This is a genomic window from Pseudomonas putida group bacterium ESBL64 (assembly GCF_045277175.1).
Classification (GTDB): Bacteria; Pseudomonadota; Gammaproteobacteria; order Pseudomonadales; family Pseudomonadaceae; genus Aquipseudomonas; species Aquipseudomonas alloputida.
Genome location: NZ_CP145799.1, coordinates 50,296 through 62,916 on the forward strand (window position 1 = coordinate 50,296; position 12,621 = coordinate 62,916).

14 protein-coding genes are annotated in these 12,621 nt (G+C 62.9%); 8 read left to right on the forward strand and 6 right to left on the reverse strand.

All coding sequences use genetic code 11. From position 1 onward, the window contains the following. Positions 1 to 34: 34 nt before the first annotated feature. From V6093_RS00250 to V6093_RS00260, 3 genes are all read right to left on the reverse strand, one after another. Positions 35 to 403, reverse strand: a complete 369-nt coding sequence (locus tag V6093_RS00250) for an Mpo1-like protein (RefSeq protein WP_003250260.1) — start codon at positions 401 to 403, stop codon at positions 35 to 37. Between the two features lie 75 nt (positions 404 to 478). Next, positions 479 to 1,957, reverse strand: coding sequence for a methyl-accepting chemotaxis protein (locus V6093_RS00255; RefSeq protein ID WP_003250263.1), 1,479 nt, complete (start codon positions 1,955 to 1,957; stop codon positions 479 to 481). 126 nt (positions 1,958 to 2,083) lie between these two features. Then, positions 2,084 to 2,881: a TatD family hydrolase gene (locus V6093_RS00260; protein ID WP_003250265.1), complete on the reverse strand. Its 798-nt coding sequence runs from the start codon at positions 2,879 to 2,881 to the stop codon at positions 2,084 to 2,086. A gap of 157 nt (positions 2,882 to 3,038) precedes the next feature. Here V6093_RS00260 and V6093_RS00265 point away from each other — a divergent pair, with 157 nt between their 5' ends. From V6093_RS00265 to greB, 4 genes are all read left to right on the forward strand, one after another. After that, positions 3,039 to 4,445, forward strand: coding sequence for a transglycosylase SLT domain-containing protein (locus tag V6093_RS00265; RefSeq protein ID WP_180689576.1), 1,407 nt, complete (start codon positions 3,039 to 3,041; stop codon positions 4,443 to 4,445). A 111-nt stretch (positions 4,446 to 4,556) separates the two neighbouring features. Further along, positions 4,557 to 4,994: a DoxX family protein gene (locus V6093_RS00270; protein WP_003250269.1), complete on the forward strand. Its 438-nt coding sequence runs from the start codon at positions 4,557 to 4,559 to the stop codon at positions 4,992 to 4,994. A 248-nt stretch (positions 4,995 to 5,242) separates the two neighbouring features. Further along, entirely contained in the window at positions 5,243 to 5,551 is a 309-nt protein-coding gene (locus tag V6093_RS00275) for a hypothetical protein (protein ID WP_003250272.1), read from the forward strand. A gap of 11 nt (positions 5,552 to 5,562) precedes the next feature. After that, complete coding sequence (greB, locus tag V6093_RS00280) at positions 5,563 to 6,051, forward strand: transcription elongation factor GreB (RefSeq protein ID WP_003250274.1); 489 nt, start codon at positions 5,563 to 5,565, stop codon at positions 6,049 to 6,051. Between the two features lie 97 nt (positions 6,052 to 6,148). Here greB and V6093_RS00285 read toward each other — a convergent pair whose 3' ends face one another. Then, entirely contained in the window at positions 6,149 to 8,656 is a 2,508-nt protein-coding gene (locus V6093_RS00285; protein WP_108079123.1) for an ABC transporter permease, read from the reverse strand. Beyond that, positions 8,653 to 9,339 carry an ABC transporter ATP-binding protein gene (locus V6093_RS00290; protein WP_014861838.1) on the reverse strand — a complete coding sequence of 229 codons (687 nt, stop codon included), beginning with the start codon at positions 9,337 to 9,339 and terminating at the stop codon, positions 8,653 to 8,655. Before V6093_RS00290 ends, V6093_RS00285 begins: the two co-directional genes overlap by 4 nt. A 10-nt stretch (positions 9,340 to 9,349) precedes the next feature. Here V6093_RS00290 and V6093_RS00295 point away from each other — a divergent pair, with 10 nt between their 5' ends. The 3 genes from V6093_RS00295 to V6093_RS00305 all read left to right on the forward strand — a co-directional run bounded on the left by V6093_RS00295 (position 9,350) and on the right by V6093_RS00305 (position 11,395). Beyond that, the gene (locus tag V6093_RS00295; protein WP_003250280.1) at positions 9,350 to 9,955 is read left to right on the forward strand and encodes an arylesterase; all 606 of its coding nucleotides are present in this window, start codon (positions 9,350 to 9,352) and stop codon (positions 9,953 to 9,955) included. Positions 9,956 to 10,013: 58 nt separating this feature from the next. Beyond that, positions 10,014 to 10,304 carry a hypothetical protein gene (locus V6093_RS00300; RefSeq protein WP_003250283.1) on the forward strand — a complete coding sequence of 97 codons (291 nt, stop codon included), beginning with the start codon at positions 10,014 to 10,016 and terminating at the stop codon, positions 10,302 to 10,304. Positions 10,305 to 10,417: 113 nt separating this feature from the next. Continuing rightward, entirely contained in the window at positions 10,418 to 11,395 is a 978-nt protein-coding gene (locus V6093_RS00305; protein ID WP_003250286.1) for a L,D-transpeptidase family protein, read from the forward strand. 132 nt (positions 11,396 to 11,527) lie between these two features. Here V6093_RS00305 and V6093_RS00310 read toward each other — a convergent pair whose 3' ends face one another. Next, entirely contained in the window at positions 11,528 to 11,779 is a 252-nt protein-coding gene (locus V6093_RS00310) for an Lpp/OprI family alanine-zipper lipoprotein (protein WP_003250288.1), read from the reverse strand. Between the two features lie 507 nt (positions 11,780 to 12,286). Between V6093_RS00310 and V6093_RS00315 the strand changes: the two genes are divergently transcribed. Then, positions 12,287 to 12,568 (forward strand): GNAT family N-acetyltransferase, encoded by a 282-nt coding sequence (locus V6093_RS00315; protein ID WP_003250290.1) that lies wholly within the window; start codon positions 12,287 to 12,289, stop codon positions 12,566 to 12,568. Positions 12,569 to 12,621 lie beyond the last annotated feature (53 nt).

The following is a 12,621-nucleotide window of genomic DNA, read 5'->3' on the forward strand; positions in this document are numbered from 1 at the left end:
CAGGCTGCTCACAAGCAGTGCTCCGGCAGCTGGCTCAGTGTCGGTGCTTGTGCCGTTCGCGCCAGGCCTTCCACCAGGCCCCGCTCACCACAAAGCGCGGAAAGGTGATGAACTGCTCGGTCAGTAAGCGCTGCACGGCATCCTGGCGGTTGGCGAACGGCTCGGGCTGCTGGGCTTCAAGGCGGTGGCCTTGGCGCTGCAGGCCCAGCGCGGCGACCAGGGCAATCACACCCACCGCGATCTGGCCGAGGTCGAAACCGAACAGGCCGGACAGCACCAGTAGTGTCCCTAGAATGAACAACGGCACAGCAATGAGGTGCAGCACCAGGTTGGCCGGGTGGCGGTGATTATGGTGATAGCCGCGCCATTGCCAGGCGGGAAGATTGGGCAGGCGTTTGCTCATGGGGATTTCCTCTCGGTCATGCCCAAAGCTTAGTGCGGCCCCCACGCGGGGGCCAATCGAAGCTGGCTATGGTGACTATAGCTTGAGCTGGCCAATGGCCTTGTTCAGTTCGCCGGCCAGGGTCGCCAGTTCGCTGCTGGTGGTCGCTGAACCGACCGTCTGCTGCACGGTCCGCTCGGTGACATCGCGGATGCTGACCACCGCGCGGTTCATTTCCTCGGCTACCTGGCTTTGCTGCTCGGCCGCTACAGCGATCTGGGTATTGCTTTCGCGCATCTGCGCCACGGCACCGGTGATTTCAGCCAGCGCCTCACCGGCTTCCTGTGCCTGACGCACACAGTCGTCGGCCTTGTACGAGCTCTCCTGCATGAACTCCACCGCATCGCGGGTGCCCGACTGCAGGGCCGAAACCATGGTGGTGATCTCATCCGTGGAGGTTTGTACGCGTTTGGCCAGGTTGCGCACTTCATCGGCCACCACGGCAAAGCCACGGCCCAGGTCACCGGCGCGCGCGGCTTCGATGGCAGCGTTAAGCGCCAGCAAGTTGGTCTGTTCGGCAATACTGTGGATCACACTGACTACACCGTTGATCTTCTGGCTGTCCTCGGCTAGCTGTCGAATCATCTCGGCAGTTTGTTGCACGCCGCTGGAAAGCCCGGAAATCGAATCCTGCACTCGGCTGACCACCGCTTGACCGCTGCCGGCCAAGGTGTCGGCGGTTTGTGACAAATCGCGGGTGGCACCGGCGTGCTGGGCAATGTGGTGCACGGTCGCCGACATTTCGTTGATGGCAGTGGCGGCCTGGTCGGTTTCACTCTGCTGGCCGAGCATGCCATGGCGTACGTCGCTCATGCTGGCGGCCAGGCGTGCAGCGCCCGAGTCCAACTGTGCTGCGCTGTGGGCGACGGTGCTGACCACGCGGTGATAGGTGGACTGCATGGCGTTGAAGGCCCCGGCCATCTGGCCGACCTCGTCGCCACTGGCTAGCGGTACGCGGGCCGACAGGTCGCCGGTTTTTTCCACGTGCAGCATCACGTCCTTGAGGGTGTTGAGTTGGCTGAGCAGGAAGCGGATCAGCAGTTGGGAGGCGCCGAGCATGGCCAGCATCAGGATCAGCACACACACCGCGTAATTGCTGAAACGATCGAAGAAGACCTGGCGCAAGCTGGGTGACTGGGCCAGCACAGCTAACTGCTGGTCGCCACTGCGCAGCACCTGTGCGCCACGCAGTGGGTTTTCGCCGAGGACCCAGGCGCTCGGCAATGCGACCCAGCCTTGGGCGTTGCGCAGGGCATCGAGCGCCTCCCCGGCGTAGGTTGGCGTTTGCCCGGTTGACCAACTGATGACGTTGGCCGGGCGTGGCAGTGCTTGCCCGGCTGGCCAGGCGGCCAGCAACTGGGCTTGTGCGACCGCCTGGCTCTGAGCCGCCTCGGCACGTGCGCGTTGCTCCAGGTGCACGGCGTACAGCACCAGCAGCAAGGTGGTGACAAAGGCCACTGCGTTGACGGCCCAGAACTTGTACTTCAGGGAAACATTGCTAAGCCAGGCACCCATGGGCAGGTCTTCTCTGAGTTGAGCGGAAACAATATTGGCAAGGTGCCATCATTGTGCCCTCATCCTCCTAGACATGTGTTGATGCATATCAACTGTGTTCACCCGCCCCGCAGAAACACGCGAGACTCAGGGGAGCTGGAAGAAAGCCCGCGCCGTTGCCGTGGTATGCGCCGCCGTGTGCTCGGCTGATTCACCGCGATGCGAGGCCACCTCGCGCAGTACCTCCGGCAAGAACGCCGGCTCGTTGCGCCCGCTCTTGGGCTTGGGCCGCAAGCTGCGCGGCAGCAGGTAGGGCGCGTCGCTTTCCAGCATAAGCCGGCCTTGAGGAATGTTGCCCACCAGCGGGTGCAGGTGAGTGCCGCGGCGTTCGTCGCAGATCCAGCCGGTAATGCCGATGTGCAGGTCCAGGTCCAGGTAGGCGAACAGCGCCTCACGCTCACCGGTGAAGCAGTGCACCACCGCGCCGGTCAGGTGGTCGCGGTAGTCCTTGAGAATCGCCAGCAAGCGCTCGCTGGCATCGCGCTCGTGCAGGAACACCGGCAGACGCAGCTCCGCAGCCAGTGTCAGCTGGGCTTCCAAGGCTTTTTCCTGCAGCGGGCGAGGGGAAAAGTCGCGGTTGAAATCCAGGCCGCATTCGCCCACCGCGCGTACGCGCGGTTCACTCAGCAACCGTCGCAGCTGGCGCTCGCTGTCGGCATCCCAGGCCTTGGCATCGTGAGGGTGCACGCCGGCCGTGGCGAACAGGTGGGCGCCGCTTGCATCCAGTTGATGGCACAGTTCCAGGGCTTGTTCGCTGACCGCCAGGCTGGTGCCTGTCAGCAGCATTTGCGTAACGCCGGCCTCCAGCGCGCGCTCGACGATTGCGGCCTGTTGGTCGTGGAAACTGCTGTTGGTCAGGTTGACGCCGATATCGATCAGTTGCATGGTGCTATCTCGTGCCGCGGGGCGGCCAGCATAGCAAAAAGCGCGTTTTTCTGAAAAAACCAAGAACTTCATGCTGTTGCCGTGGTCATTTACCGTCGTTTATCACTTGGCGGTGCAACCCATGGATGCCGCTCACCGACCACGGACACGTTTTCGCATGCAGCGATGCTGGCTCATTTTTCTGCTGACGCTGGGGTTGGCCTTTGCCGGTCCCGCCCAGGCGCGCTCGCCGGGGCCGCAGCAAAACATACCGCCTGCCAAGGTGCGTGACCTGGCGCAGATTCGCACCAGCAAAGTACTGCGAGTGCTGGTCAACCAGAGCCGCAACAGTTCTGGTGAGGTCAAGGGCGAGCCAGTCGGCATCGAGTATTATCGCCTGCGTGCCCTGGAGCATTTCCTCAATGCTCGTACCGCCGACGACCAACAGATCCAGCTAAAGCTCATCCCGCGGGCCAAGGAACAGTTGCTGGGCGCCCTGGCCCGCGGCGAGGGTGACCTGGCCGCGCCAGGCGAGCTGCTTGACCCCATTACGGTGAGCGGTGTCCGCAGCAGTGCGCCGATACTCGACCAAGTGCCGCTGATGCTGGTCGGGCGCAAAGGCGAGCGAAGTTTCAGCAAGGTCGAACAGCTGTCAGGGCGTACCGTGGCGTTGACCAGCGCCAGTGCTGCCGGACCGCTGATCCAGCAGGTCAACCAGCAACTGGCACTGCGCAAGCGGCCGCCGATCAAAGTGGAGTGGGTCGATTCGACGCTGGCGGTGGAGGATGTGCTGGAGATGGTACAGGCAGGCATCTACCACCTGACCGTGGTCGAGCAGCCCATTGCCCGGCGTTGGGCCCGGGTTATGCCGCGCCTGCGCCTGGACAGCCGGGTGCGCCTGGGTGCGCCGCAAGCCATGCGCTGGTATGTAGGGCGTGATGCGCCGCAATTGTTGGCCGCAGTCGATCACTTTCTGCAAGGTTACCGCGCGCCAGATAACCAGGATGCGGCGTTCGAGCGCATCTACCGCCGGCAGTACCGGGTACACAACCCGTTGGCCAGCAAGGACCGCCAGCGTCTGGCATCGGTGCGGGCGGTGTTGCAGAAGCATGGCCAGGCGCAACAGATCGACTGGCTCAACCTGGCTGCATTGGCCTTCAAGGAGTCGACGCTCAACCCGGCTGCACGCGGTACTGGCGGTGCCCATGGCCTGATGCAGATTACCCCTTCGGCAGCCCAGCGGGTGGGGGTGAGCAACACTGCAACGGTAGATGGCAATGTCCTGGCCAGTGCCCGTTACCTGGCGCTTATCCGGCGCAAGTTTTTTGCCAGTGCCAAGATCAACGAGCGTGAGCGCATGGCCTTTGTGCTGGCAGCCTACAACCTCGGCCCCGAGCGGGTTCAGGCCATGCGCGCAGAGGCTCGACGGCGAGGTCTAAACGGTAACCAGTGGTTCTTCCAGACTGAACGCATCGCCATGGAGCAAGTGGGGATGGGACCGGTCAATTTCGTCAATAGCATCAACAAGTACTACCTGGCCTTCAACCGCGAACGCGCGGCACTGGAGCGCGTGGCGAAGCGTTAAAATCGATTTTATCGATTGTTATGTTGGGTTTTTTGCGATTTTCATATCAGTGGAATTGATTATGATGGCGCCCATACCCACACAACTGCTTCACTTCAAGGACGCTTCGACATGAAAAACACTACCCTCAACGCGCTGTTCTCTACACGTGCTGGCGCTGGCTTGAGCGTTATCCGCATCCTGGTCGGCATCATCTTCATGGCTCATGGTGCGCAAAAACTCTTCGGCCTGTTCGGTGGCTACGGCCTGGAAGGCACCGGCCAATGGATGGAAAGCATCGGCCTGGCGCCGGGTTATCTGATGGCCCTGCTGTCCGGCAGTGCCGAATTCTTCGGCGGCCTGGCCTTGGTGGTCGGCCTGCTGGCTCGCCCGGCGGCCCTGGCGCTGACGGTGACCTTGGTAGTGGCGATCGTTTCGGTGCACATCGGCAACGGCCTGTTCATGTCCAACAACGGCTATGAGTTCGCCCTGGCGCTGTTGGCCGGCACTGTTGCAGTCATGATCGAAGGCGCTGGCCGCTTCTCGCTCGACCGCCTGATCGCCCGGTAATCAGCTGCAAGCTGTGAGCTACGAGCCGCAGGCAAGCGCGGGCCAATACTCGGCGTGTTCTTGCTTGCGGCTTGTCGCTTGCAACTTGGGGCTCATCGCTCTAGCATACCGCCTGCGCCGATTTAAACAGCTACTTGCGGGGCGCAGGAAAGCCCCACCTCCGGGCCGTCCGAAATACCGCTAAAGCGCTGGTTCGGTGACGCCTCCCACCGCTGCCCAGCGGGATTCGCGAGGCGGAGAGAAGCTCCATGAGTTGCCCACGTACCAGTGTCTGTTTAAGCCCTTTGCCTGCCAGCCAGGCGTCCCGCACACCGCGCATCCTGCTCGGCGGCCGGCATCAACCCACCCTTTTGCGTCATCTTGAAGGCCTGTCACGGCGCAAGGGGCAGGCGCGTGCCTTTCTGATCCAGTTCGCCGACAGTGGCTGCCACCTCGCGCAGTATGGCAATGACCGTTTCGACCTGGCTGTGATCCAGGCGCCGGCACCGGACGAGGCCGCCGAAGTCATAGGCCATCTCACCCGCATCGCGCGTCAAGGCCTGATTACCCGCCGCTGAGGAATGCGCTATTGAGCACCAATATCATCACCACAGAAGGCCATGAGGCGCTGAAGAAAGAGCTGGACCACCTGTGGCGGGTGTATCGTCCGGAAATCACCCAAAAGGTTGCCTGGGCCGCTTCGTTGGGTGACCGCAGCGAGAACGCGGACTACCAGTACAACAAGAAGCTGCTGCGCGAAATCGACCGCAGGGTGCGATACCTGCGCAAGCGGCTTGAAGATGTGAAAGTGGTGGCGTACTCGCCCGAGCAGGAAGGCAAAGTGTTTTTCGGTGCCTGGGTTGAGATCGAGAACGACGAGGGCGAGACCATGAAGTTTCGCATTGTCGGCTACGACGAGATCTACGGGCGCAATGATTACATCTCGATCGATGCCCCCATGGCGCGCGCCTTGCTGAAGAAGGAGGAGGGTGATGAGGTGGTGGTGCATACACCTACCGGTGAAGCGACCTGGTATGTGAGCAGCATCCGTTACGGCCAGGGCGTCTCGACGGACTGACCGGGCCCGTCTTGCGCCAGCGTGAGGCATGTGCTGTCCCGGCAGGCGATCGCTCAGCCCTCAGGGTTGCGCCTGCAGAAACGCTGCCAGCCAGGCCTCAAGCCTCGCGCAACACCGCCAGCGGGCTGGCATTCAACGCCCGCCGCGTTCCCAGCACCCCCGCACCCCCCACCAGCAGTGCCCCTGTCAGCGGCAACACCAGCAGCCACGGGTGCGGGCTCCACTGCAAGTCGAACGCATAGCGGTACAGCACCCAGGTAATCAGTTCGCAGCCCACGGCCGCCAATAGCCCGCTGGTCGCGCCCAGCAGGCCGAACTCGATACGCCGGGCCTTGACCAGCAAGGGCCGCGCCGCGCCCAGTGCGCGCAACAGTGCCCCTTGGCGAATGCGCTCGTCCAGCGTGGCCTGCAAGCCAGCGAACAACACTGCCAGCCCCGCGGCCAGCACGAACAGCAGCACATACTCCACCGCCAGGGTTACCTGGGCGAGAATGCTGCGCAGCTGGTCGAGCAAGGCATCCACCTGCAGGATGGTCACCGCCGGAAACGCCCGTGACAGCGCGACGACATCCAGGTCATGCCCCGGTGCCACGTAGAAGCTGGTCAGGTAAGTGGTCGGCAGCCCCTGCAGCGTGCCAGGCTGGAAGATCATGTAGAAGTTCGGCTGGAAGCTGTCCCAATGCACGTTGCGCAGGCTGCTCACGCGGGCCTGGCGCTGCTGACCGCCAATATCGAACGTCAGCAGGTCGCCCATCTGCAGTTTCAGGCTGCTGGCCAGTTCCGCCTCCACCGAAACCCCGGGGATGTCGTTGTCGGCTGGCAAGGCTTGCCACCAGCTGCCTGCGGTCAGCACGTTGCCTTCGGGCAACTCGGCGGCCCAGGTCAGGCTGAGGTCGCGCTGCACGGCGCGCTCGCCTGCCGAGTCCTTGCTGACCACCTGCTGTACCGGTTTTTCATTGATTTGCACCAGGCGCCCGGGCGTTACCGGGTACAGCGGCGCTGAAGCGGCATTGACCTGGTGCAGGTGTTGAATGAACGGCTCACGGTCATCTGGCAGGATGTTCAGGGCGAAGTGGTTGGGCGCATCCTTGGGTAGCTGTGCTTGCCAGGTATCGAGCAACTCTGCGCGCAGCAGGGCGACCAAGGCCATGGCCAGCAGTATCAGGCCGAATGCCAGGGCTTGGCCTGCTGCCGCCATGGGGTGGCGCAGTAGCTGGCCCAGCCCCAGGCGCCAGGTGAGTGGCGCACCGGCCAGCAGCTGGCGCAGGCTGCGTAAACCGAGCAACAGCAGGCCGCCGAGCAGAAGCGCAGCGACCAGGCCGCCACCGAGCAGGGCGAAGGTGAGCAGCAGATCGAGGCTCAGGCGCCACATGATCAGGCCCAGGGCGAGCAGGGCGGCGCCGTACACCAGCCAACTGCTCGCAGGTATCGGCAGCAGGTCACGGCGCAGCACGCGCAGTGGCGGCACCTGGCCCAGCGCCGCAATGGGCGGCAGGGCAAAGCCAGCCAGTGCCACCAGCCCGGTACCGATACCTGCCAGCGCAGGAACGATGCCGCCATCGGGCACCACGCTCGGCAGCAAGCCGTGCAGCAGGCGGAACAGGCCCAGCTGAGCCAGCCAGCCGAGCAAGGCACCGGCCAGGGCAGCGACCAGGCCGAGCATGGCCAGTTGCAGGCAATACAGGCCCAATGCCTGGTGGCGCGACAGGCCCAGGCAGCGCAGCAGGGCACTGGCGTCCAGTCGGCGTGCAGCATAGCGACTGGCCGACAATGCCACGGCTACGCCTGCCAGCAATACAGCCACCAGGCTGGCCATGTTCAGGTAGCGTTCGGCTTTGCCCAGCGCGCCGCCGATCTGTTGGTTGCCATCGCGGGTGTCACGCAGGCGCTGGTTGGCGGCCAGGTCTTTTTCCACGGCCTGACGGTACTGCGCCAGCGCCTCGGTATCGCCGCGCCACAGGTCACGGTAGGTGACCCGGCTGCCCGGCTGGATCACGCCGGTGGCCTCCAGGTCGGCCAGGTTCATCATCACGCGTGGGGTAAGGCTGTAGAAGTTGTTGGCGCGGTCCGGTTCGTAGGTAAGCACGCGGCTCATGCGCAGGGTTTTCATGCCCACGTCGATGCTGTCGCCGATTGCCAGCCCCAGTGCTGCCAACAGGCGCGGTTCCACCCACACTTCGCCAGGGGCAGGGCCGCCGCCGGGTGTTTCTTCGGCATAAGGTGCCGGAGCGCTGCGTACTTGCCCGCGCAATGGGTAGGCGCCGTCGGCGGCCTTTACGCTGGACAGCTGGATGCCATTGTCGCCGCCGACCACGCTGGTGAACTCGACCACGCGTGCATGGCGCAAGCCCAGTGCCTTGCCGGCATCGAGCTGTTGCTCGCGGGCCGGTGCGCTGCCCTGCAGTACCAGATCGGCGCCCAGAAACTCGCTGGCGCGCAGCTGCATGGCGCCGTTGAGGCGGGCGCCGAAATAGCCGATGGCGGTGCTGGCAGCTACCGCCACCAACAGGGCAAAGAACAGCACGCGCACTTCACTGGCGCGAACATCGCGCAGCAACTGGCGCAGTGCCAGGCCACACAGGCGGGACAGCGGCATACGGCTCACCGGGCCTCCATCGGCGCCACAAGGCGGCCCGCGTCCAGGCGGATCTGGCGCCGGCAGCGGCGGGCCAGGCGTTCGTCATGGGTGACCAGCACCAAGGTAGTGCCGCGCTCCTTGTTCAGGTCGAACAACAAGTCGCTGATGCGTTCGCCGGTGTGGCTGTCGAGGTTGCCGGTGGGCTCATCGGCGAACAGCACCGCAGGCTGCGCGGCGAAGGCGCGAGCGATTGCCACGCGCTGCTGCTCGCCGCCCGACAGCTGCCGAGGTGTGTGGCTCAGGCGCTTGCCCAGACCGACCCGCTCCAGCAAAGTGCGAGCCTGTTCGCGGGCATCGCGGCGGCCGTCCAGTTCCAGTGGCAGCATGACGTTCTCCAGTGCATTGAGGCTGTCGAGCAGCTGGAACGACTGGAACACGAAACCCACATGTTCGGCGCGCACACGGGCGCGTTGGTCTTCATCCAGTGGCCCCAGGTCGTGGCCGGCGAGCACGACATTGCCAGCGCTGGGGCGGTCGAGGCCGGCGAGCAAGCCGAGCAGGGTCGACTTGCCAGAGCCCGAGGCGCCGACGATGGCCAGGCTATCGCCTTGGGCCAGGTCGAGAGACAGTGCGTGGAGGATGGTAAGGTCACCTTCCGCGCTGGGGACCACTTTGCTAAGGTTCTGCGCAACGAGAATGCTGGGGCTCATGGAGAATCCGATGCGAGTGTGGTGGTTGAGTGCCGGTCTGGCCCTGTATTGCCTGGCCCAGAGCGCAGCGGCAGGAACACTGCTGGTTGTTGGCGATAGTATCAGCGCCGGTTTTGGCCTGGATAGCCGTCAGGGCTGGGTGTCTCTCTTGCAGGCCCGCCTCAGGGACGAAGGTTTTGACGACAAAGTGGTCAATGCTTCGATCAGTGGCGATACCAGCGCAGGTGGCCAGGCGCGGCTGCCGGCGCTGCTTGCAGCACATAAACCAAGCCTGGTGGTGCTGGAGCTGGGCGGCAACGATGGCCTGCGCGGGCAGCCGCCTGCACAATTGCAACAAAATCTTGCCTCGATGATCGAGCGTTCGCGTCAGGCAGGGGCCAAGGTGCTGCTATTGGGCATGCGCCTGCCGCCCAATTATGGTGTGCGTTACACCACCGCCTTTGCCAAGGTGTATGAACAGCTGGCAGCGGACAAACAGGTTCCTTTGGTGCCGTTTTTCCTCGAAGGGGTAGGGGGCGTACCTGAACTGATGCAGGCTGATGGCATCCATCCGGCCCAGGGGGCTCAGCAGCGCCTGCTGGAAAATGCCTGGCCAGCGATAAAACCCTTGCTGTGAAGCTTTAAACGGGGGCGCCTTTCGGCTAATGTTGCGCCCCCCGTTTCGAGTGCTCCAAATGCCGCGCCCTGCCTGGTCCCTGTATGCCTATCAACTGATCGAGCCCGACGAGCAGCTCGACCTGTTCGCCTGCCAGGAAATCCGCGTCCACCTCGTGGCCCGCCAGCTTGAGCTGGGCGTGCCGGTCGACCGTACCTTGTGTGGCGGCCTGCTGCCAGCCCAGCCGCGTTGGTCGGGGGTGCCGCGATCGATTTACCGCGATGGCCGCCTGTGTGAGCTGTGCCGTGCCATCCTCGATGCCCAGCGACGCGGCATGCGCCCGGTGTGGCCTGAGCTGCATGGCAGCTGAACGACAAGCGCCTTTCATCATCTGAAACGCTTGCAGCGTGCCAATGCCTCCCGCTTGCATCGGCGCGGGTGTACAATCGATTCTCTTGACCCATCTTTCGAAGGATTTACCGGATGTTGCCGCGCTTTCCTGCCGTCACCCGTAGCCTGTCCCTGGCCGCCCTGTTGGTAGCGGGCCCCGCTGCTGCGCTGGAGCTGCCACTGCCACCGCCCGGTGAAGACATCGTCGGCCAGGTGCATGTGATCAAGGCAAAGTACGAGGACACGTTCGCCGATATCGGCACCGCAAACGACCTCGGCTACCTGGAAATGATTGCCGCCAACCCCGGCGTGGACCCTTGGCTGCCGGGCGCCGGCACCGAGATCATCCTGCCGACCCGTTTCGTTCTGCCGCCGGGGCCGCGCGAAGGCATCGTCATCAACCTGGCCGAGTACCGCATGTACTACTTCCCCAAGGGGGAGAGCGTGGTGTACACCTTCCCGCTGGGCATTGGTCGCGAGGGGTGGGGGTCGCCGATCGCCAACACCAAGATCACCGCCAAGACGCCCAACCCGACCTGGACGCCGCCCGCTTCGATTCGCAAAGAGCACGCTGAGGACGGTGACATCCTGCCGACGGTGGTGCCGGCTGGCCCGGACAACCCGCTGGGGCCGTTCAAGTTCACCTTGGGCGTACCGGGCTATCTGATCCATGGTTCGAACAAGAAGTTCGGCATTGGCATGCGCACCAGTCACGGCTGCTTCCGCATGCTTAACAACAACGTGCTTGAACTGTCGAAGATGGTGCCGGTGGGGACGCCAGTGCGCATCATCAACGAGCCTTACAAGTTCGGTATCAGCGCCGGCAAGGTCTATCTTGAGGCACACACGCCGCTGGATGACCAGGGTAACCCGTCAGTGGTCGACAAACACACCGCAGTTATCAATGCCTTGCTCAAGCGTGAAGACCTGGCCAATAACCTACGCATGAACTGGGACATGGTACGTGACGTGGTGGCTGCAGAAGATGGCATGCCGGTAGAAATTGCCGTGCCGGTGGAAAACCAAGGGGCCGCACCGATGGTGTCGAGCATTCCGCCCGAACTGCAGTAAGGTGATTTCGACACACCCAGGCCTGCCTTAGTGCAGGCCTTTTTGTACCTGCTGGCCGCGTTTGTCGGATTCAAAGGCAATAAAAAAGCCGACCCACAAGTGGGTCGGCTTCTTAACAATCCGTGAGGATTATTACTTGCGGCTGGCTTTGTCCAGCATACGCAGAGCGCGCTCGTTGGCTTCGTCAGCGGTCTGCTGAGCCTTCTGAGCGGCTGCCATTGCGTCGTCAGCCTTACGGTAGGCTTCGTCAGCACGAGCTTGAGCGCGAGCTGCTGCGTCTTCAGTCGCAGTCAGACGAGCTTCGGTTTCTTTGGATACGCTGCTGCAACCGGTAGCCAGAACTGCGGCCAGAGCCAGAGCAGAGAATTTCAGAACGTTGTTCATCGTGTTCCCCTTCAAGGACTTTCTATTAAATAGCCATCTCTCAGGAAAGAGAAACTGGCCGGCGTACATAGTACCCATTACTTGTAGTAAGTAAACTGACAGAGCGCAAGAACTGCAAAAAAAATGTTGCTTGACTCCGCGCCGACAAGATTTGCGACGTGTCTGTGAAAAAAATGTGCAGGGTTCGCAAGCGGTTGTGGTACAGGAACTTTTTTGTTGAACTAAGGGTGACTTTAACTGTCGATCAGCGTCTTAAGCCCTAGAACATCCGGTGGCTGTTGCGCGGGCTTGGGAAAGTCACCCGGGCGGCGTTTTGACCTTTTTTAAGCGCCACCACCTTGAGCAATCCCGCTCGCGGTGCCTACTATCTTGTGAGTGCCAGACGATCCGAACGATTACAATCGTCCAATGGTCGAAGCGGCAACAGGTGGCGTAGAGGATTCTGTGCCGGATAAACCACCATCGGTTAAGGTAAGGGTCTGCCGAGAAGACCTGCGAGGAGTAGTGATGAGCGAAGCGCTGACCATCCACCATGACCAGGCCGGTCATCAGTTCGAGACCAACGTGGACGGTCATCGTGCCTACCTGACGTACATGGATCTGGGCAAGCAGACGCTGGACATCTATCGCACCTTCGTGCCCAACGCCCTGCGCGGCCGTGGGATCGCTGCCGCCCTGACCGAGCGGGCGCTGGAGTACGCCGAGCAGATGGGCTACACGGTGATCCCGTCTTGCTCGTATGTGGAGCGTTACATGGAGCGCCAGCAGCGGCATTCGAGCAAGGCCTGAGCTGACCATAGGCACCCGACACAACAAAAAAACGCCGGGCAGTGCCCGGCGTT

What these genes read in the sequence shown, in the direction of transcription:
- V6093_RS00250 (WP_003250260.1), bottom strand. Translation starts at nt 403, where the DNA reads ATGAGCAAACGCCTGCCCAATCTTCCCGCCTGGCAATGGCGCGGCTAT.
- V6093_RS00255 (WP_003250263.1), bottom strand. Translation starts at nt 1,957, where the DNA reads ATGGGTGCCTGGCTTAGCAATGTTTCCCTGAAGTACAAGTTCTGGGCC.
- V6093_RS00260 (WP_003250265.1), bottom strand. Translation starts at nt 2,881, where the DNA reads ATGCAACTGATCGATATCGGCGTCAACCTGACCAACAGCAGTTTCCAC.
- V6093_RS00265 (WP_180689576.1), top strand. Translation starts at nt 3,039, where the DNA reads ATGCAGCGATGCTGGCTCATTTTTCTGCTGACGCTGGGGTTGGCCTTT.
- V6093_RS00270 (WP_003250269.1), top strand. Translation starts at nt 4,557, where the DNA reads ATGAAAAACACTACCCTCAACGCGCTGTTCTCTACACGTGCTGGCGCT.
- V6093_RS00275 (WP_003250272.1), top strand. Translation starts at nt 5,243, where the DNA reads ATGAGTTGCCCACGTACCAGTGTCTGTTTAAGCCCTTTGCCTGCCAGC.
- V6093_RS00290 (WP_014861838.1), bottom strand. Translation starts at nt 9,339, where the DNA reads ATGAGCCCCAGCATTCTCGTTGCGCAGAACCTTAGCAAAGTGGTCCCC.
- V6093_RS00295 (WP_003250280.1), top strand. Translation starts at nt 9,350, where the DNA reads ATGCGAGTGTGGTGGTTGAGTGCCGGTCTGGCCCTGTATTGCCTGGCC.
- V6093_RS00300 (WP_003250283.1), top strand. Translation starts at nt 10,014, where the DNA reads ATGCCGCGCCCTGCCTGGTCCCTGTATGCCTATCAACTGATCGAGCCC.
- V6093_RS00305 (WP_003250286.1), top strand. Translation starts at nt 10,418, where the DNA reads ATGTTGCCGCGCTTTCCTGCCGTCACCCGTAGCCTGTCCCTGGCCGCC.
- V6093_RS00310 (WP_003250288.1), bottom strand. Translation starts at nt 11,779, where the DNA reads ATGAACAACGTTCTGAAATTCTCTGCTCTGGCTCTGGCCGCAGTTCTG.
- V6093_RS00315 (WP_003250290.1), top strand. Translation starts at nt 12,287, where the DNA reads ATGAGCGAAGCGCTGACCATCCACCATGACCAGGCCGGTCATCAGTTC.